Consider the following 26,035-nt stretch of genomic DNA (forward strand, 5'->3'; position numbering starts at 1 on the left):
CCCCAGCCGCACCCAATGCCCACGCCCCGGTCCTCAAAAGCCTCGGCCGGGACCGCAACGCGCTTCAGCACTACGGCCTGACCCACAACGCCCGCGCCGTGGAGTCCCGTGCCGGGCAGGCGCTGGACTTTCTCGTCCGCTTCCTGAACGAAGCGCTCCTACCGAACCTGGACGACCACGCCGGGCGAGAGTTCCCATGGCACCTGCTCAAGGAGATCAACGAGGGCCTGGAGAGCATCCACGTCTACGGCACCGAACGCAGGAAGCGGCTGCGCGGCACCCTCAAGCCCATGGCGCACCAGCGAGACCACCGTTTCAGCAGGTCAAGGGCCAACAAAAGGCTGTACCACCAGCAGACCAAGAACCTTCTCGTCTCGTACTCCCCGAAGGCGCTCGGCTTCTTCTAGAAGCCCGAAAAAGGCGCCTGACCAGCGGTTTTGCTGGTCAGGCGCCTTCCGTTCGACTCTCTCGCAGCAGGACTCGTTTTACGCCCTAACTGTATTGACCTGCCGGGTTGTTCACACGGCTGATGGGTGGCTTGCCTCCGAGTGCGGTGTGGCACCTGTGATGGTTGTAGTGGTGCAGGATGGTGTCCAGTGCGGTGGTTCGTTCGTCGTTGCTGGTGTAGGGCCGTAGGCAGGCCCATTCGTCGAGCAGGGTGCGGTTGAAGCGTTCGACCTTGGCGTTGGTCTGCGGTCGGTAGATGCGCGTGTGCTTGCCGGTCGCGCCGAGGTCTGCAAGCGCCCCATCTCGGCGGCGACGTGCGCGATGGGGCGGCCGAACGGACGCGCTCGACCAGCAGCCGCCTGCCGTGAACAGTCAGCCGGGCATTACGGTGGGACACGAAGACCTCCGTGCGGTGCAGTCCTCGACACCTCCACCACACCGGAGGTCTTCGCCATGATCAACCCCGACAAGCGTCAACAACGCTCGTGATCAATACAGCTAGCCGCCGCAGGTCAGGTCCTTCGCGGGCAGCCGGCCCGTGGTCAGGTACCGCGTGACGCCGGCATCCGCACAGGACGGGCCCGCGACCACCACGCCGTGCCCCTCACCGCCGGCCACCGTGACCATGCGCGCACCGTGCAGCGCCCGCCGCATGCCCTGCGCCATGGCCAGTGTCGCCTGCGGGTCCCACTGGTTCTGCACGATCAGCGCGTCGACGTCGTTGTTCACCACGGTGGCCGGCTCGCTTCCCGCCGACTTCCAGAACGCGCACGGTTGGATGTTGGCCCCCAGGTCGCCCGCCAGCGGGTACTTGGCCCGGTCCCGGATCACGTCCTGGTGGTACTGCTCGGGGTTGCGCGGCCAGCTGCGAGTGTCGCCGCAGAAGACGGCCCACACGACGGCGGACATGTTGTCCGCCGGAACGTCCGCGGCGAACGTCCCCGCCCTCGTGTCGGCGGCCCGTACCGGCGCGGAGTCGGACATCGCCGACGCGGTCGGCGTGGTCGGCGCGGGCGGTCCGCCCGCGGCCGCGGTCCTCAACGCGACGATCCAGGGGGTGACGGTCTCCACGTGGACGAACGCACCGTACTGCGCACGGATGTCGCCGCCGCTGAGCGTCCCGCCCTCGGTCGGGACGGGCGTGCGGTCGGCGCGGGCGACGAGCTCCCCGTACGTCTTACGGACCGCGGCCGGAGTCGGCCCCAACCCGTACGTGGCGTTGCGCGCGGCGGCCCACTCGGTCCACCGGGTGAAGGCGAGTTCGGCCCCCGCCGACCAGCCCCGGAACAGCCCTCGCCACACGAGTGTCGGGTCGAGCGCGCTGTCGAGCACGAACCGGTCCGAACGCCGGGGGAACATCTGCGTGTAGACGGCCCCCAGGTACGTGCCGTACGAGTGCCCGAAGTAGGAGATCTTCTTCTCTCCCAGTGCCGCCCGGACGACGTCCATGTCCCGTGCCGTGTTGCGGGTGGTGATGTGCGGCAGCACGTCCCCCGCCTTGGCCCAGCACTTGTCGGCCACCGTCCGGGCCCGGGCCACGTCGGTCGCGAACGTCCGTGCGCTGTAGGGGTGCTGGACGGTCTGTTCGTCGGCCGTCAGGTCGCAGCCGATCGGCGAGCTCTGCCCGACCCCGCGCGGGTCGAAGCCGATCAGGTCGAACCGCTCGCGTACCTCCGCCGGCAGCAGCGGCTGCATCTCCACGGGCATGGTGAGACCCGGACCGCCCGGGCCTCCGGGATTCATCAGCAGCACGCCATGCCGCTCTTTCGCACTGCCCGCCTTGATCCGCGATATCGCGAGGTCGATCTTCCGGCCCCCGGGGTCGCTGTAGTCCAGCGGCACCTTGGCCTTTGCGCACTCGAACGCCTCCGGCCGGCTCGAATCGCAGCGCTCCCAACGGAGTTTCTGCTGCGCGTACTGCTGGAGCGGATCCCCCGCCGCGAACGCCGTCACAGGGGTGAGCGCTGCCATCACGGTTGTCACCGCGCCGACCGTCAGCACGGACGTCGTCCGTCTGCCTCGTAGAGCCATGCCAGTCCTCTGTACAGGAATGAGTGTCTCGGGTCGCCTCCAGTCTCTGTTCCGCCCCACACGTACCCGTACGGCGCGGGGATGGGCTCGTGATCCATCCTGTGGCGTACGACGACGCACCGACGTCCTACTGGAGTCCTGCTCCTTGTCGTTCATCAGTCAGGGTGGGAAGCCGATCGGCCACCTACCGGCAGTCACGCCGTGGACACCCCGGCCCGCAGCACCGCGGTGGCACAGGCGGCCGCGGCGCCGACGGCACGGCCGATCGCCGTATCGCCGGCGCCGGGCCAGGAGCGGGTGGGCGGTTGCCTCGTTCCGGCCTCCGCCGGGGGTGAGGGCGCCGACCCTGTTGCGCATCACACCGACCGGGCTGGCGCATCCCCGCCGCGCTGACCCTCGGCGTCATCCTCGTCGCGGCCCCCCCCGCATCCGCCCCTACGTCATCACGGTCGGTGTGCTGTGGCACGCCTGCATCGCCGCCGCCGTCCAGGCCCTCGGTCACCACCGGCCCAGTGACGTGCTGGGGTCCACACTGCCGGCGCAGCCCTGCTCTGGTACAGCGCAACGGGGAGGCCCGCACACATCGCACGCCGCACACGCCCCACACTGGCCTCGCAGTCCTAGTAGGACCGTGGTCCTGCTCCGCCTCCCGGCGTCGGTCGCGGGGACCACGTTCGGGCTGGTGGGCCGCTGCGAGAATGGGCGCGTCAGCGCTGATCACGGGAGGACAGATGGACGGGCGTCAGCGCCCTGGGGCGGCCGCGCCTACCGACGGCCCGCCCAGGGATGGCACGGGGGGCGACGGCCGGGCGGCCCAGATCGGCGCCCAGGAGCGGGAGGGCGGCTGGAGCCACCGACTGCCGTGGACCCAGACCGATGCCCTGGTGGCGATCGGCGCCAGCACCCTCGACCTGCTCGCCTACCTGCTGCGCGGACAGATGCCCGGCGCGGGCGGCATCACTGTGGCGGGCATCGTCCTCGTCGTCCTGTCCGGCCTGCCGCTGCTCGCTCGGCGCAGCCGTCCGCTGCCGGCGCTGGCCGCCGCCTTGGTACTCCAGGTGGCGATCGACCTGTCCGCCCCGGCCGGCATCCGCTTCGGCGCGGTCCTCGCCGTCGCCGTGTACTCGGTCGGCCACCGCCGCACCATAGCGGTCACCGCGGCCGCCGGCGCGGCCACGGCGGTTGCCGTCGCGGCCACGGCGCTGAGCCAGGACCCCTTCCACGCGCCGTCCTGGAAGGTGCTCGCCGCCGTGCCGTTCTCCGCGGCCCTGATCGGTGGCACCGGCCTCGCCGTCGCGCGCTGGCAGCGCGAGGTGGCGGCCAACCGCCAACTGATGGCCGACCGCGCGGTGGCCGCAGAACGCCGCCGCATCGCACGGGAGTTGCACGACATCGTGGCCCACCACATCACCACCATGCAGCTGATGTCCGGCGGCGCCCGGGCCAACCTCGGCAAACCGGAGGTGGTCCAAGACGCCCTGGTCACCCTGGAGTCCTCGGGCCGACTCGCGCTGCGCGAGATGCGCCAGCTGCTGAACGTCCTGCGGGCCGGCGACGAAGGCGACGCCGCCCCCTCGTCGCCCCAGCCCGGAGCGGAGGACCTCGACCGGCTGGTGGACGAGTCCTGCCTGGCCGGACTGCCCACCGAGTTCACCGTCGACGGGCCCCGGCGCCCGCTGCCGCCGACCGTCGGCCTGACCGTGTTCCGAATCGTCCAAGAGAGCCTGACCAACGCCCGCAAGTACGCCGGCCCCGCCCGGGCGTTTGTCCGCCTGGTGTACCACCCGGACCGGGTCACCGTGGAGGTGCGGGACGACGGCCCAGGCGCGCCCCCGCCGGAGCGTCTGCCGGGTGCGGCGGGCCGGGCCGGGTACGGCCTGATCGGCATGCGCGAGCGCGTCGCCCTGCACGGCGGCACCCTGGCAACCGGCCCGCGGCCGAGCGGCGGCTTCACCGTGCTGGCCGAACTGCCGCTGCACTCCGACGAATCGGCCGACGCGGCCGTCCAGCACGGGGAGGCGACCCGATGACCCTCGGCACCAACAGCACCAACGGCACCGACCTCGCCGTGGCGATCAAGGTGCTCATCGTGGACGACCAGCCTCTGGTGAGGCGTGGCCTGTCGCTGATCCTCTCGCCCGACCCGGCCTTCCAGGTCCTCGGCGAGGCCGAGGACGGCAAACAGGCCGTCGCCGCCGCCCTGCAACTGCGCCCCGACGTCGTGGTGATGGACATCCGGATGCCCGTCCTGGACGGCGTCGGCGCGACGCAGGAGCTGACCCGCGTCCTGCCCGACTGCCGGGTGCTCGCCCTGAGCACCTTCGACATGGACGAATACGTCGTGGCCGCGCTGCGCGCCGGCGCCCACGGGTTCCTGCCCAAGGACGTCTCCCCCGAGGAGCTGAGCACGGCGATCCGGACCGTGCACGCCGGGGAGGCGGCGGTCGCTCCGCGTCTGCTCACCCGCCTGATCTCCACCTACGTCCGGGCGCCCGCCCCCGCCGCGGCCCCGCCGTCAGCCGTCGGCGGCAACGCCGAGCTGACGCCCCGGGAGGTCGAGGTGTGGCGGCTGATGGCCACCGGCCTGGACAACACGGCGATCGCGCTGGCCATGGACATCAGCCAGTCAACCGTCAAGAACCACATCACCAGCATCTTCGGCAAGCTCGACGTCCGCGACCGCGCCCAGGCCGTCATCGCCGCCTACGAAACCGGCCTGGTCACCGCCCGTGCAGGGCAGTGACCAGGCCGGCAAGAGCGCCTGGCCGCACGGCTGAACTCCCGTGCGGCGGCGTTACTTGGCGCAGAGGGTCTTGTCCGCCAACGCCTGGACGCGTTGGTCGGCCTTCGGGTCGGTCGACAGGGCGGTGACGGCGATGCTGGTGGCGCGGCCGTCCTCGGTCACCCTGGGGTAGGTGTAGAAGCCCGGGATCTTGCCGCCGTGCCCCCAGGCCACCTTGCCGCAGCTCAGCTGCGTCCGTATCAGTCCGAGCCCGTACGCCTCGGTGGGCGCCCCGGGGCGGTCCGGCATCCGGACCGTGGTCTTCATCTGTGCCAGCTGGGCGGGCTTCAGCAGCCGACCGCCCAGCAGGGCCGAGAAGAACCGGTTCAGGTCGCTCGGCGAGGTGACCAGCGACCCGGCGGCCCAGCCCCAGGACGGGTCCAACTCGGTGACGTCGTTCATCGCCCCGCCCGGCCCGCTCGCGTGGTAGCCCCGAGGGTGGGCACCCTGGATCTCCTCTTCGCCTTCGGCCGGGACGTAGGTGTGGCGCAGTCCGAGGGGCTCGACCACCCGCTTCGACACCTGCTCGGCGAACGGACGGCCGGTGACCCGCTCGATCAGCAGTCCGGCCACGATGTAGTTGGTGTTGCTGTACGACCATTTCGCCCCGGGGGCGAACAGCGCCTTGTGGGCGAAGGCAACGTCGAGCAGGTCGCGCGGCTGGTAGTAGCGGTGGCGGTCCTCGCCGAACGGGTCGGCGGAGAGGAACTCGGTGTAGTTGGGCAACCCGCTGGTGTGCCGCAGCAGCTGGCGCACCGTGATCTTCCGGCCGTCGATGCCCTCACCGCGCACCAGCCCGGGCAGGTAGCGCTCGATGGGGGCGTCCAGCTCGACCTTGCCCTCGGCGACCAACTGCAACACGACCACGGCGGTAAACGTCTTGGTGTTGCTGCCCGCCCGCACCCGGCCGTCCACCGGCACCTTGGCCTTGGTCCGCAGGTCGCCGACGCCCGCGGTGTAGTTGTGGACCTGTCCGTCCTGGTTGGTCGTCGAGGCCAGCGCGGCCGGGTACCCGTCGTCCTTGATCAGCTGCTCCAGCCCGGCCCGCACCCCGTCCTTCGGCCCGGCGGACGGCGCCGCCGAGGCGGGCACGGCCCCGGCCACACCGACCACGGTGGCTGCCGCGAGCAGCCCCACGAGCGGACGCCACGTGCTACGGAGTCTGCGCAACTGACGATCGGACATACAAAGCTCCTTGGGTACCGCGCCACGAGGGCATGAGGGAAGCAAAATCGAGGTGCCGGCGGCCCGGTCACGGTGTCCGCCCGGTCACACTCCCACCCTAAAAATCGCCCCCGCCCCTGACATCGCCCACCCGCACGAGGACCCCACTCCCACCCCGCCGCCCCCCTGGTCCCCCACTCCCCGCCCCATCACCCGAGACTCTCGGGTGATGATTCCCCCTCCCGCTACGGCAAAGGGCAGTGTCGCAACCCTTGACTCCGTCGAGGTAGACATCCAGGACATCCAGGCCAGCCGTGGGATCTCACCCCGCACTTCGGCTGGGGTTCCACGGCTGCCCTCGGCGCGGGTCGCTGGCGTACCTGACCATCCCGAACTCGCCTACAGCTTGTTGCACTGTCTCAACGACGCCGCCCGGCGCAAGAACAAGACCGACATCGACGGCCGCACCGTCGACCTCTCGGCCCCGGCCGGCACGGACGAGGACCACCGCACGGTGTGCCAGGAGCCGTACGTCACCCTGCTCGTGGACGGCGCCCGCGCCCTCGCCCGCACCGGGCGGTGGACCGAGGCCGCCGAGACCATGGCCCAGCGCGCAGTCGCCTCGCTCCTGGCCGAACCGGAGCTTTCGTTCGCTGTGTTCCAGACCCGGGCGGGCCTGGCCGCCCGGGAACTCGACGCCGATGGGCCGCACGCCCCCTCGCTCGCCTCAGCTCTCGCCGAAGTGGCCTGCCTGGACGCCTATGCCGCGTATGAGGTGCTGGGCCACACGGCCGCCCTGGCAATCCTCGGCACTGAGCGGGCATCTGCGCTCGGCGCGGTGGTCACGAACGCAGGTCTCGGTGCCGGCGCCCTGTCCGCGGACCACCAGCGGGCTTTGTCCGAGTCCGTCGCCCTCGGCGAAGCCGGACTGAGACGACTTCTCCGAGCCGACACGGCGGCACCAGGCAATCCCCTGAACGAGGTACCGCAACCCGCATGAGCGATCGAACACAGCATCACAGCTCGCCCCCGCCCTCGGGAGCGGCGCCGCCGGATGAACGACGGACGTCGGTCCGCCCGCGTATGCGAACGCCGACGGGTGCGCGGGCTGCGGCGGGAGGAGATCGCCCACCGGCTCACCACGTACCTCGCCCGGGTACCCGTCCGGAGGCCGCCGCCAGCCCCGAAGGGGCGCCGGCGCCCGCGTAGCCCGCACGCCCCGATCAAGCTGCCTGAGCAGGGTCGGAGACCGGCCCGGTGGCTGACGCCCCCGTCCCGCCCCGCCGCTTCCCACCGGGCATGCGGAGAGCCCGTGGAGTCCGTAGCGGTCGTCCTCGCCGGCGGCGCGTGGTGGGTCTTCGCGCCCCGATCCGGTCTGTGGAAGCGCGGTCCGGTTCCGTTCCGTTCATGGCGTGGACATGGGCTTGCCGGTGCCGCCGTGACGGTGTGCGGAGCGCCAGGTGCGGGGGCTTGAGCCGAACTCGGTGCGGAACCAGCGGGAGAAGGCGCTGGAAGCGGAGAAGCCGAGGAGTTCCGCGACCTCGGTCAGGGGGCGGCGCCGGGAGCTGACGTACTGCTGGGCGAGTTGCCTGCGGGTGGCGTTGAGGAGCGAGGTGAATGTTTCGCCGGATCGGGCGAGGTGCCGGTGCACGGTCTTCCGGTCGATACCCAGGCTGTGTGCGACCTGGTGGAGGGAGCAGCGTCCGGTCGGGAGCAGTGCCTCGATGAGGTCCCTGATGCGGTCGACGTCAGCGGTGGGCCGCGGGAACGCGATCGTTTCGAGGTACTGCCTCGTATAGGGGCGCAGGAGAGGGTCGGACAGGGCATTGGGGGCGTCGAGGTCGCTGGCGTAGATGACGACGCCGTCGAATGCCTCGCCGAAGCGGATCGAGGGGCCGAGGACGCGGTGGTGGGTGCTGAGGTCGGCCGGTGCGTCGTGGGTGAAGCAGACGGTGACGGGCTCCCAGCCGTGGTTGGCGAGACTGCGGAGGTTGCGGAGAAGGACGCCGATGATGAGTTGGATCGATTGGCGGCATCCGGTGGGCGCGCCGAGGACGGTGCTCACCTTGATGGTGGCAAGGCCGTTGGTCTCGGAGATCCGGATGTGGATCGCTTCGTTGTGCAGGTGCAGGTAGCGCGTGACCATCTCCAGTGCGCAGCGCACGTCGGGCTCCTCACGCGCGGCGAGGCTGACCGGGCCCAAATTGGAGAACGGCCGCCCTTCGGCAAGCCGCAGGCCGAAATCCTCCCGACCGGTCGCCGCCGCGGACAATTCAAGGAGTTCGGCGACGGCGTCGGCGGATATCCACTTCGGGTGGACGGCAAGGTCGGCGGGGTGCAGACCGGCGGTCCTCAGCAGTTGCAGCGGTTCGGCACCCAGGGACCGGGCGAGCTCCACATAGCCGTTGAGCGCGGCGTTACGGACGAGCGGTCTCACAACTCACCTCCAGTGCCACACAATGTCAAGTATTGGGCCACCTGAGGTCAAGCATCCTGGGTTGATCAAGCCTAGTCTTCGGTCACCCCCACCCGGCACCGGTTCGGCTGTGAACCCGGAGGATGCGCATGGGCATGTTGTCACGGCGAAGTGCACCACCCCTGACCTTGGACGCCACGGGTTCCGCAGCACACCTTGTCTCCCGGCGCTACGCGTGGGGCGCGTTCGCCCTGGCGTTCGCGCTGGCCTCCACCGACTACATCGACCGGCAGATCATCGTCTGTGGATTCCCGTACCTGAAGACGGAGTGGGGACTGTCGGACTCCGAGCTCGGTGCGCTGATGTCCGTGGTCTCGATCGTGATAGCCGTGTGTGCGCTGCCCGCCGCGCGGATCGCGGACCGCTGGGGCCGGGTGAAGACCATCGCGGCGATGGGCGGCTTGTGGAGCCTTGCGACGATCGGGTGCGCCGTCTCGGGCAACTACGCGCAGCTCTTGGCGGGTCGGTCGCTGCTCGGCCTGGGCGAGGCGGGCTACGGAGCGGCCGGCGGTGCGCTGCTGTCCAGCTACTTCCCCCGGCGCTCGCGGGCCACGGTGCTCAGCGCGTTCCAGGCGGCCGGCCCGCTCGGATCGGTGCTGGGTGTGCTGCTGGGCGGGCTGCTGGTCGAGCAGTGGGGCTGGCGGGTCGGCTTGGCCGCCTTCGGCGTGCCTGGCCTGGTGCTGGCGGTGCTGTTCCTGAAGGTGCGCGATTACCGCACGCCCGTCCTCACCGCCAGAGCTTCCCTGAGCGCCGGAGGGCTCGCCGGTGCGGCGGAGGCGCCCGTCGCCGTGGCCACGACCCGGCCGGGAATGCGGGTGGCGCTGCGGGAGCTGATGCGTCCTCGTACGGCGAGGGCGTGCTACGTGGGCGGCGCGCTGAACCTGATGGTGCTGTCCACGGTGTACACCTGGCTGCCCAGCTACCTGGTGCGGGCGTACGGTCTGTCCACTGACCAAGCCGGCGCGTGGGCCGCTCTGGTGATCCTGGCCGGCTTCGCCGGGTCGATCGGGTCCGGCTACCTCGCCGACCGCCGTGCTGCGCGGCGCCCGGCTCACAAGCTGCTCGTCCCCTCGGTGCTCGCCGTCGTGACCGCGGTGCTGCTGTGCACCGCGTTCGGCGCGTTGGCTCCTGGGGGCCTCCAGTTCGCCCTCGTCCTGGTCGGGGGATTCCCCCTTGCCGCGGCGCTGGGCACGGCCCCGGCCGCCGTGGTCGATGTGGTGCCGCCCTCGTTGCGCGCCACCGCCTTCGGCATGGTGGCCCTCGTCCAGAACCTGCTCGGTCTGGCCGTCGGCCCGCTCCTCACCGGGTGGCTCTCGGACGGCTTCGGTCTGCGCACCGCGCTCGCGGCCATGCCGCTGTTCTGTGTCGCCGCCGCAGCCGCCTTCTGGTGGGGCTCCCGCAGCTACGACTCAGACCTCGCCGCCGTGACCGGCAGTGCGGCGGCACCGACCGCACCCCTCACACGAGAAACGGAGTGGAACGGATGAACACCGACAGCGAACGCACCGCGGCCGCGGGCGTGAACTCCCCGGCGGTGGAGCAGATGCGTGCCCGCGGCGCCTGGAACCCGCTGTGGGACCGGCTCCACGAGTGGGACCCGGGCTGGACCGAGCAGTTCATGGCCATGGGCAGCCAGCCCTGGCAGAGCGGGGTGCTGGACCCCAAGGTCATCGAACTGCTCTGCATCGCCGTGGACGCGGCTGCCACCCACATGTACGCCCCCGGGGTGCGCCGGCACATCCGGGCGGCACTGGATCTCGGCGCCACTCGTGAGGAGATCCTGGAGGTCCTCAAGCTGTCGACGCTGGTCGGCATCCACGCCTGCAACATCGGCGTGCCCATCCTCGCCGAAGAACTCGCGGCGCGCGAGCAGCCCGGCAACGGCTGAACGGCCATCACACCCGCGAAACCCACCGGAACAAGGAGACAGAACATGCATTTCCTCGACGACTCGCTCCTGCCGGAGAACCAGGAGAAGCTGGTCATCCAGGTCGCCCCGTACGGCCCCGAATGGTTGCCCGGTGACTCCGACGACATCCCGGTGACCATGGACGAGCAGGTCCAGAAGGCGGTCGACTGCTACAACGCCGGCGCCCAGCTGCTGCACATCCACGTGCGCGAGCTGGACGGGCGCGGGTCCAAGCGGCTGTCGATGTTCAACGAGATGCTGGCACGGCTGCGGGAGGCCGTGCCGGAGATGATCCTTCAGGTCGGCGGGTCCATCTCGTTCGCTCCCGAGAACGAGGGGGACACCGCCAAGTGGCTCGACAACGACACCCGGCATCTGCTGGCCGACCTCAGCCCCGCACCTGACCAGGTGACCATCGCCATCAACACCAACCAGATGAACGTCGTGGAACTGCTGACCCGGGACGACATCGCCGGCACCTCCATGCAGAACCCTCAGCTCTACAAGGCGTATCGCGACCTGGTCAGCGAGGCAGGCCCGGAGTTCTACCTCGAACACCTCAAGCGCCTGACCGCCAACGGCATCCAACCGCATTTCATGCTCGGGAACCTGCCCTCCCTGGAAACCGTGGAGCGGCTGATCCGGGCCGGGGTCTACACCGGCCCGCTCAACCTCAACTATGTCGCCATCGGCGGCGGTGCGTCGGGCGTGCACCCCGCGGACCTGATCGAGTTCGCCCGTCGCAGCCCTGACGGCGCGGTGCTCACCGTCGAGAGCATCATGCGCTCCACGCTGCCGATGAACACGATCGCCCTCGCGCTCGGCCTGCACGTGCGGGTCGGCATCGAGGACAACCTGTGGGCGCCCCGCAAGGAGCGCATCACCTCCGTCCAGCAGGTCGAGCAGATCGTCCGCATCGCCGATGAGCTGGGACGCGACGTGGCCAGCGCTCAGGAGGCCAAGCAGATCTACCGGATCGGCGAGTACTGGTCCACCTCTGACGAGACCCTCGCCCACCTCGGTCTGCCACCGAACCGGCGCGCCGGCGAGCGGGGTGTCCCCCTGCGCCACCGCGCCCCTGCGGTGCCCGCCGGCAGGCCGTCGGTCCAGGCATCCGGCACCACCGGGGCCACCGTGGAGTCCCCGACGCCCCCTGCCCGCGCGCTGGTCTAGGGCTGCTCGGCCGATCGGCCCCGCTCACTCCGAGGCAGCGTCGGGCCGTCCCGGTTCGCCGAGGACGGCCCGGCGCCCTCCCCCTTCGCGGCACACCCGCAACGCAACGTGCACCGGGAGCAGACACCCCCTGCACCGCCGACGCCGCGGCCGGTCACCTGCCTCCGCCACCCGTACCACGACAGCCCCTGGAGTTCTCGATGCTCAACCTCGCCACCGTGCTGGAGGACAGCGCCCGGTCGGTGCCCGACCGGGTGGCGATCGTGTCGGACGAGGAGCGGTTGACCTACCGACAGCTCGACGCAGCGGCCAATCAGGTGGCCAACCTGCTGGCCGCACGCGGGATCGTCAAGGGCGACAAGGTGGCACTGTCGTGCCCCAACATCGCCTGGTTCCCGGTGGCCTACTACGGGATACTGAAAGCCGGGGCGCTGGTCGTACCGCTCAACGTCCTGCTCAAGCGCCGCGAGATCGCATACCACCTGGCCGATTCCCACGCCAGGGCGTACCTCTGCTTCGAGGGCGGCGCGGATCTCCCGCTCGGCCGCGAGGGAAAGGCCGCGTTCGACGACACGGACGGGTGCGAGCACTTCTTCCTGATCACCGGTGGCCCGGCAGCGCAACCGGGCGCCGCGCCCCCGGCGGACGGGCCCGAGGATCTCGCCCACGCACTCAGCACCCGGCCCACCACCTTCGACACCGTGGTCACAGAGCCGGATGACAGCGCGGTCATCCTCTACACATCGGGCACCACCGGTCGGCCGAAGGGAGCCGAACTCACCCACGCCAACATGGTCTTCAACGCCCTGTCCTGCCACCGGCTGTTCGGCGAGGCGGAGCACGACGTCCATCTGGTGGCCCTGCCCCTGTTCCACTCCTTCGGCCAGAGCGTGCAGTTGAACGGCGGGCTCGCCTCGCGGTCCACCCTGGTCCTGATGCCGCGCTTCGACGCCAGGGGCGCGCTCGCCCTCATGCGGCGCCATGTGGTGACCTTCTTCGCGGGTGTCCCGACGATGTACTGGAGCCTGCTCGGCGCAGAGATCTCCGCTGCGGACGCGTCCGCCGTCGCGGAGAACCTGCGGATGGCCGTGTCCGGTGGTGCGACACTGCCGGTGGAGATCCACCGCACGTTCGCCACGACCTACGGGGTACAGATCCGCGAGGGCTACGGGCTCTCGGAGACAAGCCCGGTGGCGACGTTCTGCCCCCGCGGGGCACGGACCCGGCCGGGGTCCATCGGCGTGCCGGTCTGGGGCGTGGAGGTCGACCTGGTGGCCCCCGACTGGACCCCGGTCGGACCGGGGCAGATCGGGGAGATCGCGGTCCGCGGGCACAACGTCATGAAGGGCTACCACCGCCGCCCCGCCGCCACCGCGGAGGTCATGCGGGGCGGTTGGTTGCGCACCGGCGACCTCGCCTGCCGGGACGAGGACGGCTGGCTCTACATCGTCGACCGCGCCAAAGACATGATCATCCGCGGCGGCTTCAACGTCTACCCGCGCGAGATCGAGGAAGTGCTGCTCGCACACCCCGCCGTCAGCCTGGCCGCCGTCATCGGTGTCCCCCACGAGCGCCACGGTGAGGAGATCAAAGCGTACGTGGTCCCCGCTCCGGGCGCGGACCTCACCGAAGACGCCCTCATCGACTGGGCCCGGTCGACGATGGCCGGCTACAAGTACCCCCGGCTCGTCGAGTTCCGCGACACCCTGCCCACGAATGCCACCGGGAAGATCCTCAAGGGAGAGCTGCGCACTGACCACATGACTCGCCCGCGGTAGGCGGTACCCCACGGAGCGTCCTCCCGCGGGGCCACAAGCGGCCGGTTCCCCGGTCGATGACGGTTCTCTGTGCCCACGCGGGCCTGCCGAGCGGCAGCCCGGCACCCGGAACCGCGTGCAAGACCAGAGGGAAGCCCTGTTCTGCGCCAATACTGGAAATATGGACATGATGGGGTATTTGAGGCGGCCTCTTGTGCGTGTGCTCGGCGCGCGGCGGGGTCAGCCGGCTGGGCCTGAGGACGGCGAGCGGAGTGCCCGTCGCCGGGCGCAGGCGCGGCCCTTGTCCTCTCTGCTGAGCCCGCGGAGCGTCGCCGGCCAGGTCTTCCTCCTCCAGCTGGTGCTGATCGTCGTCCTGGTCGCCGCCACGATGGTGACCCTGGTGCTGCAGGCGCGGCGCCAGGGGACGGAGGCCGCGCGCGCAGAGGTACTGGCCGCCGGGGAAGCGTTCGCGAACGCCCCGGGGACCGCCAAGGCACTGGATAGCCCCGACCCGACCGCGGTGCTACAGCCGCGCGCCGAGGCGGCCCGGAAACGGTCCAACCTCGACAACATCGTCGTGGCCACCACGCAGGGTATCCGTCTCACTCACCGCGACCCTCGTCTGATCGGGAAGCGCTACGTCGGCCCGTACCGGGAGGCGGTGCACGGCAAGGCTTTCACGCATGTCGTCGTGGACCCTCTGGGCCTGTCCGTGTACGCGGCGGTGCCCGTCTTCCGGCCGGACGGCTCGGTCGCCGGCATCGTGACCCCCGAGATCACGGTCAAGAACGTGAACGAGGGGGTGGAGCGGCAGCTGCCGATGCTCCTCGGGGCCGCGGGCGGCGCGCTCGCCGTGGCCCTGGCCGGGTCGGCCCTGGTGAGCCGGCGGCTGAGCCGCCAGACCCATGGGATGGCCCCGGCCGAGATGACGCGGATGTACGAGCACCATGACGCGGTACTGCATGCGGTGCGGGAAGGCGTGCTGATCGTCGGGGGCGACGGGCGGCTGCTGCTGGCCAATGACGAGGCGCGCCGTCTGCTGGACCTGCCTGCTGATGCGGAGCAGCAGCCCGTCACCGACCTGGGCCTGGCCCCGGACACCGCTGAGCTGCTGGCCTCGCGCAGGAAGGCCACCGACGAGGTGCACCTGGCCGGGGACCGGCTGCTGGCCGTCAACGTGCGGCCCGTCGATGACGGTGGCCCGGCGGGCAGCGTGGCCACGCTGCGCGACACCACCGAGCTGCGCGCCCTGGCCGGGCGGGCCGAGATGGCGCGCGAGCGCCTGCGGCTGCTGTACGAGGCCGGGGTGCGGATCGGCACCACGCTGGATGTGGTGCGCACCGCCGAGGAGCTGGCCGAGGTGGGGGTCCCGCGGTTCGCCGACTTCGTCACCGTTGAGCTGCTGGACCCCGTGCTGCGTGGCGAGGAGCCGGACAGCGCGAGCACCGAAATGCGCCGCACCGCTGTGCGCGGGATCCGCGACGACCAGCCCCTCTACCCGGTGGGCGAGCTGATCCGGTTCGCCCCCGCCAACCCCGTGGCTGCCGGTATGACCAGCGGCCGCGCGGTGCTTGAGGCCGACCTGGCTGCGTCCGGCGGCTGGCGCGCCCAGAGCCCGGAACGCGCCCAGAGGATCCTGGACTACGGCATCCATTCCCTGATCTCGGTACAGCTCCAGGCGCGAGGCATCGTGCTCGGGATGGCCAACTTCTGGCGTTCGGAGAACGGGCCCTTCGAGCAGGAGGACCTGGACTTCGCCGAGGAGCTGACTGCCCGGGCGGCGGTGTGTATCGACAACGCCCGGCGCTACACCCGGGAGCACGCGATGGCAGTCACCCTTCAGCGCAGCCTGTTGCCCCGCGAGCTGCCCGAGCAGTCCGCCGTCGAGGCGGCCTCCTGCTACCTGCCGGCTCAGGCCGGGGTGGGCGGTGACTGGTTCGACGTCATCCCGCTGCCCGGCACCCGGGTGGCCTTGGTGGTCGGCGACGTGGTCGGCCACGGCCTGCACGCTGCGGCGACCATGGGCCGCTTGCGCACCGCGATCCACAATTTCTCCGCCCTCGACCTGTCACCCGACGAACTGCTCGGCCACCTCGACGAGCTCGTCGCCCGGATCGACCAGGAGCAGACTGCCGAGGGCGACGGCGCAGCCATCACCGGGGCCACCTGCCTCTACGCGATCTACGACCCGGTCTCCGGACAGGCCACCATCGCCCGGGCCGGACACCCCGGCCCCGCCCTCGTCCACCCCGACGGCACCGTCACCTTCCCCGACGTCCCCGTCTCGCCGCCCCTCGGCCTCAGCGCCAGCATGCCCATCGAGACCGCCGAGCTGCACCTGCCCGCCGGCAGCCGGCTGGCCCTCTACACCGACGGACTCGTCGAAAGCCGCGACCGCGACCTCGACACCGGCTTGGCACTCCTGCGGGACGCCCTGAGCCATCCCGATCGCGCCCCGGGGCAGACCTGCCAGGAGGTGATCGAGGCGCTGCGGCCCACCAGCCCCAGCGACGACATCGCCCTGCTGGTGGCGCGCACCCGGAGACTGGACCCCAGCCAGGTTGCCGTCTGGGAGGTGCCGGACGACCCCACCGCCGTCGCCCCCGTCCGGGCCGCCTGCGCCCGTCTGCTGGAGACCTGGGGCCTGAGCCACATCGCCTTCACCACCGAGCTGATCGTCAGCGAACTGGTCACCAACGCCATCCGCTACGGAGGGACTCCCATCACGTTCCGCATGCTGCACGACCGCAACACCCTGATCTGCGAGGTCTCCGACGGCAGCAGCACCTCCCCGCATCTGCGCCGCGCGGCCGCCACCGACGAGGGCGGCCGCGGCCTGTTCCTCGTCGCCCAGATCGCCCAGCGCTGGGGCACCCGGTACACCGCCCGAGGCAAGGTCATCTGGACCGAGCAGAGTCTGGCCGAGGGCGCGGCCGAACCGGGCGAAGGCATGGACGACGGCCTGCTGCTGGACCGATGGAGCTTGTGAGGCCGCGCTGGAGCCGCGGACGCGGCAAGGCTCAGATGACGCTGCGGATCGCCGCCTCGAACCCTTCCACGTGGGCGGCGGCGAGCGCTTCGGCCTTCTCCGCATCGCGGTCGACGATGGCGCGCAGCAGCGGCCCGTGCTCGTGGACGTGGCCGTGGCCGGCCAGGCTCGGCAGCCGGTCGATGAACAGACACCAGATGCGCGTGGCCAGGTTGTCGTACCTGACCAGGGTGTCCTCGAGGTAGGGGTTGCGGGTCGCTGCGTAGAGGGCACGGTGCACGGCCATGTCGAGCCGGATCAGGTCCGCGCCGCCGTCGGATGCGTCCTTCAACTCGCCCAGCAGCCGGTTGAGTTCACGGCGGTCGCTCTCGCCGGCGCGTTGAGCCGCCAGGGCCGCGGCGAGCGGCTCAAGCCGCTGGCGCACTTCCGAGATGTGGCCGAGATCGGCGATCTGCACTTCGGTGGCGAAGGTCCCGCGGCGGGGGTAGGCGATGATGAGCCGTTCGTGCTCCAGCCGTTTGAGCGCCTCCCGGACGGGGGTGCGCCCGAAGCCGAGGTCGGCGGCGATCCGCTCGTCGTTGACGGGTTCTCCGGGGCGGATCCGGAGCGTTACCAGACGGTCCGAGATGGAGCAGTAGGCCTGGTCGGCCAGCGTTCCGGCACTCTGACCGGTGGTGGTGCCCCGACGAGGGCCCGGGTGAGCGTTTGACGCTCTCGCGGGAACGGCCGCACTCCGCCGGGGTGGAGTCCACCACCCACGGGTGTCGACCGCCAGCAGCCGGATGACCCGCTGGATCATCCGGCTGCTTTGCGCAGTGGCTCGGTGCGGCCCGGCGCCTTGGGCAGCTACGGGAACAGGTGCCGCGGGCGGGTGGGGGGCATGGCGGGCCCGACCGGTTGCGTCACGCCTGCTGCCGGTAGGCGCGGAAGGCACGCGTGGACAGCCAGCCCATGACGAGGGCTGCCGCTGCGAGCAACCCGAGGTGCAGCCGGACCGTGTTCCAGTCGGTGTGGGCGCCCATCGCCTCCCGGGCCGCGACGACCGCCCATTCCACGGGGTTGTACTCGGCGACGACACCGACCCAGCCCGGGGCGAGGCCGAGGTCCATCACGGCCGAGCTGAGGAACATCAGCGGCAGCGTGGTGAATTGGGAGATCGCGATGAGTGTCGCCTGCTGGCGGGTCAGCAGCGCCACGGCGTCGGACAGGGCCGAGAAGATCAGGGTCAGCAGCACCGCGGCAAGCAGGGTGACGCCGACTCCGGCTACGCCTCCGGGGAACCGGGCGCCGGCGGCCAGGGCGATGGCGACGATGATCAGGCTTTGGATGAGCGTCTGGATCGCCTGGTAGGCCATGGTCGCGATCGCCATGGCGCCTCGGCTGGCGGGGGAGGTGAGCATCCGGTCCATCACGCCGCGGTCGATGTCCTCCTGGTAGGTCGTTCCTGCCCACGCGCTCGCGAACAGCGCGGTCATCATCACCACGCCCGGCGTGAGGAACCGCAGGAAGCCGCCGGCTGCGTGGGTGAACCCGGGAAGGCCCACCACCGAGCGGAACAGCTGTCCGAACAGCAGCAGCCAGATCACCGGCTGCACCAGGCCGATGACGAGGAAGGTCGGCATCCGCCAAAGGGCGCGCAGCAGCCGACCGGTCAGGAGCGCGGCGTGCGTGAGCACGGTGAGGGGGCGCGCACCTGTGAAGTGCTGGTGTGCGGTGGTCACTTCGTCACCTCCAGGGCCTTCGGGTCTGCGTCGGCGTCGAGGCTGTGGCCGGTGTGCCGCAGGTAGACGTCATCGAGCGAGGGGCGGGCGAGAGTCGCGGAGGTCACGGCCATGCCCGCTTCCTCAAGGGCGGCCAGTACGGGTGGCAACGCCCGGGCACCGTCATCGGTTCGGCCACGGACGGTGCTCCCGTCCATGGTGATGTCCCGCAGTTCGGGCACCGTCCGCAGGACCGCGGGCGCCCGGTCGTCAGCCTGGGCCAACTCGATGTGCACCGCGTCGCCGCGCAGGCCGCTCTTGAGTTCCTCCGGGGTGCCGGCGACGACCACCCTGCCTTGGTCGACGATCGCGAGCCGGTCGGCGAGATGATCGGCCTCCTCCAGGTAGTGCGTCGTCAACAGCACCGTCATCTGCTCGTCCCCGGCCATCCGTGCGATCTCGGCCCACATTTCGCTGCGGGCATGGGGGTCGAGCCCGGTCGTCGGTTCGTCGAGGAAGAGCACCTGGGGGCGGTGCATCAAGCCGAGCGCAACGTCGAGCTTGCGCGCCATACCGCCGGAGTAGGTCTGCACCAGCCGGTTCGCGGCGTCGGCCAGGCCGAACCTGTCGAGAAGCTCGCGGGCGCGGGCCACGGCATCCCGACGGGACATCCCGTGCAGGCGTCCGGCGAGCAGCAGGTTCTCGGTCGCGGTGCCCATCGGGTCCGCGCCGGACTTCTGCGACACGAACCCGATCACCCGGCGCACCTGCTCGGGCCGCGTCGCCGCCTCGATCCCGGCCACGCGCGCCGATCCCGAGTCGGCGGCCGAGAGCGTCGAGAGGATCTTCACCGTGGTCGACTTGCCGGCTCCGTTCGGCCCGAGCAGTCCGAATACGGTCCCCTTCGCCGCTGCGAAGCTCAGCCCCCGCAATGCCGTGATGCGCGGCTTGTTCCTGCCGGCCGGATAACTCTTGACCAGATCGACGGCTTCCACAGCCGGATCTGCTACGTGGGCAGCACCCATCGTCACACCCCTTGCCAGGACTTGGTGTGACTCCCGCCTTCCTGGTGTCACCGGACACGAGGAGGCTTGATGGCGAGGGCTGGGCCCTACGGCGAGTAGTCGCCCGAGAGGCTAGCACACGAGCGCACCAGACCAGGTCCCGGTGCCGACCGCTGCGCTCCGCATCCTCAACACCTGTGACCGGCGCCCCCCTTGGCAGCAGAGCAGCAGGACGGCCGCCGATCCGGTGGCCGTCCTGCTGGAGTGGCCGACATCAGGGGTGAGCACGCCCGGTGACCGTGCCGGTCCTCCGCCCCGCTAACGGACCTGGGGGTGCCACACATCCTGGGTGCGGCCCTCGTCGTCGACCACGGTGATGTCGGGCCACCGGTCGAAGGCCGAGCACGGGTGGGAGATCCCGAGGTCGACCACGTCGCCCACCTTCAGGCCGCGGGCGCCCGTGAGGACCAGGTGGTGATCGTAGATCTGCTCCGCGGTGGCCCGCGCGGCCGGCTGCGGCGTTCCCTGTGCGTCGCGGGAGCCGATCAGGACCGGCAGCCCGGCGTCGTAGGGCAGTTCACGTTTCCCGGCGCCGACGACGATGCGTCCCGGTTCCGGCGCGGAGAGCACGACCGCCCGTACGGTCAGTGCCGCCTTCAGCCCCGGCAGGGGCGAGACCTGCTCGTACGTGCCGTGGTCGTGGGTGACGTAGCAGCCCGACCGCAGGACCGGCACCACCGGCACCGCCCCGGGCCGCTCGGTAAGGTCCGACAGGGCGTGGACGACCCGGTCGGGGAAGGCGGAGCCGCCCATGCTGAATACCGGCCGCGCGGTCTGGAACAGCGGTGTCAGGCTGCGGAAGAGATCGGCCGCCTTCCGGCAGTGGGCGTCGACCTCCGCAACGGTGGTGGCGTCCCGGCGGTTGGGCCGGATGCCCTCGTAGCCCGCGACACCGGCCAGGAGGATTCCTGAGGATTCCTGGGCGGCCACGGCGAGTCCGTGCGCCGTGGCGGCCTCCCGTACGCCGGTCCGGCCGCCTTCCGCACCGACGTCGACCAGGACGTGCAGGGGACTGCGCACCCCGTCCATGACCGACCGCGCGAGGTTCAGCCCGGCCATCGAGTCCACGAAACAGTAGAGCTCGAGATCAGGTGTTTCCTCAAGCCAGCGCCGCATGAGGGCGAGGTCGGGGCGGTGGATCACCTCGTTGGCGATGAGGATGCGCCGTGCTCCCCAGCCCAGCGCCGTGCCGCCCTGCCGCACGGTCGCGACCGTGACGCCCCACGCCCCGGCGGCCAGCTGCCGCTCGACAATCGGGCGCGTCATGGTGGTCTTGATGTGCGGGCACAGTGCGACGCCCTGATCGCGGCACCAGTCCGCCATGAGCTGGACGTTGTGGTCCAGCGCGGGCAGGCTGAGCCGGAGTTCGGGCATCTCGCGCGCCCCCGTGGACAGCGTGTCGTCGTGGCTCATCGGCCCTCCAGACCGGTCGTCAGGCACGGCGGCGCGAAAGCGCCGTCGTCGCCACCGAGTTGTGCACCGTGAACGCCACCGTGCCCGGCAGGAAGCGGTCCTCGGACCATGCCAGTGGCGTGCCCGCCGGATCGGTCACGCGCCGCCGCTCCCGGATCAGAGGTCCGCCGGCCGCGCAGCCGAGCAGGCGGGCGTCCTCCGTGTCGGCGTGGACCAGGTCAATGGTGTGTTCGGCGTCGGCGAACACCACTCCGAGGTCCGCCAGCGGCTCGGTGTGCGAGACGGCATCGGTTTCCAGGCCGGCGATCATGGCGCCGACACGCTCGGGGTAGAGGGTGCGCTCGATCATGGTCGGCACCCGCGACAGGGTGCGGAGCCGCAGCACCCGGTAGATCGGCGCCCCCGGTTCGAGAGCGAGTTGTTCGCACTCCGACGGATCGGCGGGACGGCATTCGACATCGATGGTGCGGCCGCCCGGCTCCTCCCCGATCGACCGCGCCCAGTGGGTGAAGCTCAGCAGCTCGAAGAAGCTCTGCGTGCGGGCGGTGCCGAGTACCACGCGCCGCGTGCCGCGCCGGGAGGTGACCAGGCCGTTGGCGCGCAGTACCGTCAGCGCCTGGCGCACGGTGCCGCGGGACACGGCGTACCGCTGGGCGAGCTCCTCCTCGCTGGGCAGACGGCCGCCGGCACCGTAGGCCCCCGAGGCGATGGCCTCCCGCAAGTCGGCTGCCAACTGCCGGTACCTGGCCCCCGCCGCGCGGCCGCCCGTGCCTGCCATGCCGCTCTCCTTCGCCATCAAGCGCCTCCCGCTGCTCCGGATGACCTTATCCGCTGGTCGCAGCTGTCTACCAGCTGCGACCCGGCCTCCCGGCCGGCGTATGGCCTCTTCCCGCGACGCTCGCCCCTCCGCACGGTGACGTTCACCTTCCGGACACCATCCTTCGCGGTAATGATCCAAGTTGTACAGCCAACTCCACCACCCCCCTGGAGAACCTTGTGAAACTGCACGTCCGCACGGTGAGCCTCGCCTGCTCCGTCGTCGTGGCAGCCGTTGGGCTCAGTGCCTGCGGCGCATCCGGCGGCGCCGGGGTCGATGGCAGCAGCAAGGCCGCGACCACCACCTCGGCCAAGGATTTCGGCGGCATGGACGCCCTCGTGGCAGCCGCGAAGAAGGAAGGCAAGCTGAACGCCATCGCCCTTCCTCGCGACTGGGCGAACTACGGCGAGATCATCGACACCTTCGAGAAGAAGTACGGGATCAAGGTCGAGGTCGAGAACCCCAGCGGTTCCAGCCAGGACGAGATCAGCGCGGTCACCTCCCGCAAGGGCCAGGACCGGTCTCCGGACGTCATCGACGTGGGCAGTTCCTTCGCCATGAGCGCGGCCGGGCAGAACCTCCTGGCGCCCTACCAGGTCAGCGCGTTCGGGCAGATCCCGAAGACACAGAAGGACCCCCAGGCCCGCTGGTACAACGACTTCGGCGGCTACGTCTCCATCGGTTGTGACGCGGCCCGCGTCAAGAAGTGTCCGAAGACCTTCGCCGAACTGCTCGATCCGCAGTACAAGGGCCAGGTCGCACTGACCGGCAACCCGACGAAGTCCGCCTCGGCCTTCGGCGCCGTGCTCGCCTCGGCACTCGCCGACAAGGGCTCCTACGACAACGTCAAGCCCGGCCTGGACTTCTTCGCCCGCCTGAAGAAGTCCGGCAACTTCAACCCCGTCGAGTCGAGCCCTGCGACCATTCAGAAGGGCGAGACACCGATCAGCATCACCTGGGACTACCTCAACACCGGCTACGCGGACCAGCTCCGCGGCAAGGGCGTCAACTGGAAGGTCAGCATCCCGACCGACGGCGTGTACGCCAATTACTACTCGCAGGCGATCGTGAAGTGGGCACCGCACCCGGCCGCGGCCCGCCTGTGGCAGGAGTTCCTGTACAGCCCCGAGGGCCAGAACCTGTGGCTCAAGGGCTACTCCCGCCCGGTGCTGATGCCCTCGATGAAGCAGGCGGGGACTCTCGACACGGCCGCTGCCGCCAAACTCCCGCAGGTCCCCCGCAACGGTGCGAGCACCTTCCCGACCGAGGGCCAGCTCAGCAAGGCCAAGCAGGACGTCGCCCAGGGCTGGTCCCAGGCGGTCGCCGGATGAGTGCCATCCCCACGGCGGCCGGCGGCAGCAGCCGGCCCCGTTCCGCCGGCCGCAGTGCCGGCCTCGGGCCCGCCCGGCGGCTGCGCCCTCCGCGCCTGACGGGCTGGCTCGGTGTCGTCCCGCTGCTCGCGTTCACCGTCGTGGTGTTCGGCCTGGCTTTCGGGACGATGGTGTTCGGTGCGTTCACCACGCCCGAGACCGCGCCGGGCGGGGTCCACCTCACCGGCGCGAACATGAGCGCCTCGGTGCACGGCGCCTACCTGACCTCGCTGATCGGCAGCGTCAAGCTCTCCGCTGTCTCCGCGTTGATCGCCACCGTCGTCGGCCTGCCGATCGCCCACGTGATCGTGACCTCGCGCTTCCGCGCCCTGCGCAGGGCGGTGCTGGCAGGGTCGGGCGTGCTGGCGAACTTCGGCGGGGTGCCGCTCGCGTTCGCCTTCGTGGCGACGCTGGGCAACGCCGGCGTGCTGACGCACCGCTTCCACCTGCTCAGCCACGGCTGGAGCCTGTACGGCTTCTGGGGCCTGACCTTGGTCTACCTCTACTTCCTCATCCCGCTCATGGTGCTCACGCTCACCCCGGCTCTGGAGGGGCTGCGGCGGCAGTGGTGCGAGGCCGCACGCAACAACGGTGCGAACACCTTCCGGTACTGGGCTCATGTCGCGCTGCCCCTCCTCACGCCCTCGCTCCTCGGCGGCTACGTACTGCTGTTCGGCAGCGCGTTCAGCGCCTATGCGACTGCCGCCGCGATGGTCGGCAGTTCGGTACCCCTGGTCACCATGCAGATCGCGGACGCGCTGTCCGGCAACGTCCTGGTAGGCCAGGGCAATGTCGCGCTCGCGCTCGGAGTCGACATGGTGGTGGTGGCGGGGCTCGTCATGGCCGTTCAGCTGCCGCTACAGCGGAGGAGCGCGCGATGGCTGGCCTGAGCAGAATCCGGTACGGGCGCGCCTTCGTCTTGCTGCTCACCGGTGCCTACTTCCTCGTTCCGCTCGCCTGCGCCGTCGCCTTCAGCATCGGCGCCGGCACCCCGGGCCGGAGCATCGGCTTCGGGGCCTACACCGGCGTCCTCGGCGCCGGCGGCTTCACCGACAGCCTGACGCTGACCCTGAAACTGGCGGCCGCCACGATCGCGCTCGTGCTGGCGCTGCTGGTGCCTGCCCTGGTCACCGTGCGGCTGGCCGCACCGCGCCTGCGCACACTCGTCGAGATCGTGTGCATGCTGCCGTTGGTGGTACCTGCTGTTGCCCTCGTCGCGGGGATCAGCGCGGTGTTGCGCTGGGGACCCGACCACTTCGCCGGCACCCCGGTCTTCCAGGCCCTGGCAGCCCTCCAGGACCAGAACTTCCCCTTCGTCCTGGTGCTCGCCTACACGCTGATGGCACTGCCGCTGGCGTACCGCACACTCGACGCCGGGATCGCGGCCATCGACCTGCGGATGCTGGTCGAGGCCGCCCGGGCCTGCCGGGCGCCATGGCCGCGCACCCTCCTGCAGGTGGTGCTGCCCAACCTGCGCGGGGCGCTGCTCAACACGGCGTTCCTGACCCTGGCGCTGGTGCTCGGTGAGTACACCGTCGCCGCGATCCTCGGCTACCAGCCGTTCGCCGTGTGGATCCTCGCCATCAGCGGCTCACAGGCGCAGATGTCGGTGGCCGTGTCGGTGATGGGCCTGCTCGTCACCTGGGTGCTGCTGCTGGTCGTCGCCACCGCCGGACGCGCTCACCATCCCAAGGAGACCTCATGACCGACCTGGTAAGCGATCTCACCCCCCTCAGCCCGGCACGGACGGGTGCCACCGTCGAGTTCCGCGGGCTGCGCCGCGCCTTCGGCGCAACGACCGCGCTGGACGGCCTGGACCTGACGGTCGAGCCGGGTGAACTCGTGGCGCTGCTCGGCCCGTCCGGTTGCGGCAAGACCACCGCACTGCGCACCCTCGCCGGATTCGAGCGGCCCGACTCGGGCGAGGTCCTCGTGGACGGCGAGGACATCACGGGTGTTCCGGCGCACCGGCGCGACGCGGGCATGGTGTTCCAGTCCTACAGCCTCTTCCCGCACCTGACCGCCCTCGACAACGTCGCCTTCGGGCTGCGGATGAGCGGCATCCGCACAGCCGAGCGGCGGGCCCGCGCCGCCGAACTCGTCGAGCTGGTCGGGCTGCCGCACCACACCGGCCACTATCCGCACCAGCTGTCCGGAGGTCAGCAGCAGCGGATCGCGCTGGCGCGGGCTTTGGCGCTGCGGCCACGTGTGCTGCTGCTCGACGAGCCGCTGTCGGCACTCGACGCACAGGTGCGCCTGACGCTGCGCGAGGAGATCCGCCGCATCCAACAGCAGCTGGGCATCACGACCCTTTTCGTGACACACGACCAGGAGGAAGCCCTCTCCATGGCCGACCGGGTCGCGGTGATGCGGGCCGGACGACTGGAGCAGTGCGCGCCTCCGGCGGAGCTGTACGAACGCCCCGCGACCGCGTTCGTTGCCGAGTTCGTGGGCGTGATGAGCCGGATCCCGGCCCGGCCCGGGGCGGACGACGGGACCGTGCACGTACTCGGCCGCAGTCTGCCGGTCAGCGGGAGGCTGCCGGGCACCGGTGCCGCCGGCGGCACCGGTGACGTGGACGTACTGGTACGGCCGGAGGCGGTCGAGGTCACGGCGGACGAGAACGGCACCTCCCGGATCACGGGCGCGGCCTTCCTCGGCGCGACCTCGCGGTTGACCGTGCGGCTGGCCAACGGCGCCGAGGTGGCGGCCGACGTGCCCACCCACGCCATGACCAGGCTTCCGGTCGGTGCGGCGGTGACGCTGACGCTGGCGCACCGGCCCGTGCTGGTGGACCGCCGCCGCGCAAGCGGCGGCGCAGGGAGCTGACGGCCGGAACGATGCCCCGCCGGAAGACGACGTCAGCGGTCATCGACCGGGCTGACGACCCCCTTGACGGACGCGGAACGCCCTCCGCTTCCGCACATGACCGCCTGTTGGAGA

The 26,035-nt window shown here is 70.9% G+C and carries 21 protein-coding genes and 1 pseudogene; 13 read left to right on the forward strand and 9 right to left on the reverse strand.

Going from position 1 to position 26,035, the window contains the following annotated elements; translation table 11 throughout:
* Positions 1 to 98: 98 nt before the first annotated feature.
* Positions 99 to 407 (forward strand): hypothetical protein, encoded by a 309-nt coding sequence (locus MUU72_RS00510; RefSeq protein ID WP_248011041.1) that lies wholly within the window; start codon positions 99 to 101, stop codon positions 405 to 407.
* A gap of 85 nt (positions 408 to 492) precedes the next feature.
* Here the strand turns inward: MUU72_RS00510 and MUU72_RS00515 are convergent.
* Positions 493 to 732, reverse strand: a pseudogene (locus tag MUU72_RS00515) (integrase core domain-containing protein); the annotation flags it as partial.
* A gap of 213 nt (positions 733 to 945) precedes the next feature.
* The gene (locus tag MUU72_RS00520; RefSeq protein ID WP_248011042.1) at positions 946 to 2,478 is read right to left on the reverse strand and encodes an alpha/beta hydrolase; all 1,533 of its coding nucleotides are present in this window, start codon (positions 2,476 to 2,478) and stop codon (positions 946 to 948) included.
* A 731-nt stretch (positions 2,479 to 3,209) separates the two neighbouring features.
* On the opposite strand from MUU72_RS00520, the gene MUU72_RS00525 reads away from it, so the two are divergent.
* Positions 3,210 to 4,508, forward strand: a complete 1,299-nt coding sequence (locus MUU72_RS00525) for a sensor histidine kinase (protein ID WP_248011043.1) — start codon at positions 3,210 to 3,212, stop codon at positions 4,506 to 4,508.
* A complete protein-coding gene (locus MUU72_RS00530; protein WP_248011044.1) occupies positions 4,505 to 5,221 on the forward strand; it encodes a response regulator transcription factor in 717 nt (238 codons plus the stop codon). Before MUU72_RS00525 ends, MUU72_RS00530 begins: the two co-directional genes overlap by 4 nt.
* Before the next feature lie 51 nt (positions 5,222 to 5,272).
* On the opposite strand, the gene MUU72_RS00535 is transcribed toward MUU72_RS00530, so the two are convergent.
* Complete coding sequence (locus tag MUU72_RS00535; protein WP_248011045.1) at positions 5,273 to 6,445, reverse strand: serine hydrolase domain-containing protein; 1,173 nt, start codon at positions 6,443 to 6,445, stop codon at positions 5,273 to 5,275.
* Positions 6,446 to 6,833: 388 nt separating this feature from the next.
* Between MUU72_RS00535 and MUU72_RS00540 the strand changes: the two genes are divergently transcribed.
* Positions 6,834 to 7,424 carry a hypothetical protein gene (locus MUU72_RS00540; RefSeq protein WP_248011046.1) on the forward strand — a complete coding sequence of 197 codons (591 nt, stop codon included), beginning with the start codon at positions 6,834 to 6,836 and terminating at the stop codon, positions 7,422 to 7,424.
* 405 nt (positions 7,425 to 7,829) lie between these two features.
* Here MUU72_RS00540 and MUU72_RS00545 read toward each other — a convergent pair whose 3' ends face one another.
* Entirely contained in the window at positions 7,830 to 8,861 is a 1,032-nt protein-coding gene (locus tag MUU72_RS00545; protein WP_248011047.1) for an AraC family transcriptional regulator, read from the reverse strand.
* Between the two features lie 167 nt (positions 8,862 to 9,028).
* Here MUU72_RS00545 and MUU72_RS00550 point away from each other — a divergent pair, with 167 nt between their 5' ends.
* From MUU72_RS00550 to MUU72_RS00570, 5 genes are all read left to right on the forward strand, one after another.
* Positions 9,029 to 10,387 carry an MFS transporter gene (locus MUU72_RS00550; protein WP_248011048.1) on the forward strand — a complete coding sequence of 453 codons (1,359 nt, stop codon included), beginning with the start codon at positions 9,029 to 9,031 and terminating at the stop codon, positions 10,385 to 10,387.
* Complete coding sequence (locus MUU72_RS00555; RefSeq protein ID WP_248011049.1) at positions 10,384 to 10,788, forward strand: carboxymuconolactone decarboxylase family protein; 405 nt, start codon at positions 10,384 to 10,386, stop codon at positions 10,786 to 10,788. The genes MUU72_RS00550 and MUU72_RS00555 overlap by 4 nt, the downstream gene beginning before the upstream one ends.
* 45 nt (positions 10,789 to 10,833) lie before the next feature.
* On the forward strand, positions 10,834 to 11,982 hold the full coding sequence (locus MUU72_RS00560; RefSeq protein ID WP_248011050.1) for a beta-keto acid cleavage family enzyme: 1,149 nt from the start codon (positions 10,834 to 10,836) through the stop codon (positions 11,980 to 11,982).
* 200 nt (positions 11,983 to 12,182) lie between these two features.
* On the forward strand, positions 12,183 to 13,760 hold the full coding sequence (locus tag MUU72_RS00565) for a long-chain-fatty-acid--CoA ligase (RefSeq protein WP_248011051.1): 1,578 nt from the start codon (positions 12,183 to 12,185) through the stop codon (positions 13,758 to 13,760).
* A gap of 289 nt (positions 13,761 to 14,049) precedes the next feature.
* Positions 14,050 to 16,728: a SpoIIE family protein phosphatase gene (locus MUU72_RS00570; RefSeq protein ID WP_308403766.1), complete on the forward strand. Its 2,679-nt coding sequence runs from the start codon at positions 14,050 to 14,052 to the stop codon at positions 16,726 to 16,728.
* 31 nt (positions 16,729 to 16,759) lie between these two features.
* Here MUU72_RS00570 and MUU72_RS00575 read toward each other — a convergent pair whose 3' ends face one another.
* The 5 genes from MUU72_RS00575 to MUU72_RS00595 form a co-directional block, all read right to left on the reverse strand.
* Entirely contained in the window at positions 16,760 to 17,527 is a 768-nt protein-coding gene (locus MUU72_RS00575; protein WP_248011052.1) for a GntR family transcriptional regulator, read from the reverse strand.
* A gap of 103 nt (positions 17,528 to 17,630) precedes the next feature.
* Positions 17,631 to 18,449 carry an ABC transporter permease gene (locus tag MUU72_RS00580; RefSeq protein ID WP_248011053.1) on the reverse strand — a complete coding sequence of 273 codons (819 nt, stop codon included), beginning with the start codon at positions 18,447 to 18,449 and terminating at the stop codon, positions 17,631 to 17,633.
* Entirely contained in the window at positions 18,446 to 19,453 is a 1,008-nt protein-coding gene (locus tag MUU72_RS00585; protein WP_248011054.1) for an ATP-binding cassette domain-containing protein, read from the reverse strand. Before MUU72_RS00585 ends, MUU72_RS00580 begins: the two co-directional genes overlap by 4 nt.
* Before the next feature lie 297 nt (positions 19,454 to 19,750).
* Positions 19,751 to 20,905, reverse strand: a complete 1,155-nt coding sequence (locus tag MUU72_RS00590; protein ID WP_248011055.1) for an alanine racemase — start codon at positions 20,903 to 20,905, stop codon at positions 19,751 to 19,753.
* A gap of 19 nt (positions 20,906 to 20,924) precedes the next feature.
* On the reverse strand, positions 20,925 to 21,683 hold the full coding sequence (locus tag MUU72_RS00595) for a GntR family transcriptional regulator (RefSeq protein WP_248011056.1): 759 nt from the start codon (positions 21,681 to 21,683) through the stop codon (positions 20,925 to 20,927).
* A 218-nt stretch (positions 21,684 to 21,901) separates the two neighbouring features.
* Here MUU72_RS00595 and MUU72_RS00600 point away from each other — a divergent pair, with 218 nt between their 5' ends.
* From MUU72_RS00600 to MUU72_RS00615, 4 genes are read left to right on the forward strand one after another with little or no spacing between them, the layout of a single operon-like run.
* Entirely contained in the window at positions 21,902 to 23,053 is a 1,152-nt protein-coding gene (locus tag MUU72_RS00600; RefSeq protein ID WP_248011057.1) for an ABC transporter substrate-binding protein, read from the forward strand.
* Entirely contained in the window at positions 23,050 to 23,982 is a 933-nt protein-coding gene (locus MUU72_RS00605) for an ABC transporter permease (protein ID WP_248011058.1), read from the forward strand. The genes MUU72_RS00600 and MUU72_RS00605 overlap by 4 nt, the downstream gene beginning before the upstream one ends.
* Positions 23,970 to 24,797, forward strand: coding sequence for an ABC transporter permease subunit (locus tag MUU72_RS00610; protein WP_248011059.1), 828 nt, complete (start codon positions 23,970 to 23,972; stop codon positions 24,795 to 24,797). Before MUU72_RS00605 ends, MUU72_RS00610 begins: the two co-directional genes overlap by 13 nt.
* A complete protein-coding gene (locus MUU72_RS00615; protein WP_248011060.1) occupies positions 24,794 to 25,921 on the forward strand; it encodes an ABC transporter ATP-binding protein in 1,128 nt (375 codons plus the stop codon). The genes MUU72_RS00610 and MUU72_RS00615 overlap by 4 nt, the downstream gene beginning before the upstream one ends.
* The last annotated feature ends 114 nt before the right edge of the window (positions 25,922 to 26,035 follow it).

It is taken from the genome of Streptomyces rhizoryzae (assembly GCF_023155275.1).
GTDB classification, from domain to species: Bacteria; Actinomycetota; Actinomycetes; order Streptomycetales; family Streptomycetaceae; genus Streptomyces; species Streptomyces rhizoryzae.

Excerpts from the sequence above, each read along its gene's own strand:
- MUU72_RS00585 (WP_248011054.1), bottom strand. The coding sequence starts at position 19,453 with ATGGGTGCTGCCCACGTAGCAGATCCGGCTGTGGAAGCCGTCGATCTG.
- MUU72_RS00575 (WP_248011052.1), bottom strand. The coding sequence starts at position 17,527 with ATGATCCAGCGGGTCATCCGGCTGCTGGCGGTCGACACCCGTGGGTGG.
- MUU72_RS00520 (WP_248011042.1), bottom strand. The coding sequence starts at position 2,478 with ATGGCTCTACGAGGCAGACGGACGACGTCCGTGCTGACGGTCGGCGCG.
- MUU72_RS00615 (WP_248011060.1), top strand. The coding sequence starts at position 24,794 with ATGACCGACCTGGTAAGCGATCTCACCCCCCTCAGCCCGGCACGGACG.
- MUU72_RS00555 (WP_248011049.1), top strand. The coding sequence starts at position 10,384 with ATGAACACCGACAGCGAACGCACCGCGGCCGCGGGCGTGAACTCCCCG.
- MUU72_RS00560 (WP_248011050.1), top strand. The coding sequence starts at position 10,834 with ATGCATTTCCTCGACGACTCGCTCCTGCCGGAGAACCAGGAGAAGCTG.
- MUU72_RS00610 (WP_248011059.1), top strand. The coding sequence starts at position 23,970 with ATGGCTGGCCTGAGCAGAATCCGGTACGGGCGCGCCTTCGTCTTGCTG.
- MUU72_RS00530 (WP_248011044.1), top strand. The coding sequence starts at position 4,505 with ATGACCCTCGGCACCAACAGCACCAACGGCACCGACCTCGCCGTGGCG.
- MUU72_RS00535 (WP_248011045.1), bottom strand. The coding sequence starts at position 6,445 with ATGTCCGATCGTCAGTTGCGCAGACTCCGTAGCACGTGGCGTCCGCTC.
- MUU72_RS00590 (WP_248011055.1), bottom strand. The coding sequence starts at position 20,905 with ATGAGCCACGACGACACGCTGTCCACGGGGGCGCGCGAGATGCCCGAA.
- MUU72_RS00595 (WP_248011056.1), bottom strand. The coding sequence starts at position 21,683 with ATGGCAGGCACGGGCGGCCGCGCGGCGGGGGCCAGGTACCGGCAGTTG.
- MUU72_RS00565 (WP_248011051.1), top strand. The coding sequence starts at position 12,183 with ATGCTCAACCTCGCCACCGTGCTGGAGGACAGCGCCCGGTCGGTGCCC.
- MUU72_RS00605 (WP_248011058.1), top strand. The coding sequence starts at position 23,050 with ATGAGTGCCATCCCCACGGCGGCCGGCGGCAGCAGCCGGCCCCGTTCC.
- MUU72_RS00525 (WP_248011043.1), top strand. The coding sequence starts at position 3,210 with ATGGACGGGCGTCAGCGCCCTGGGGCGGCCGCGCCTACCGACGGCCCG.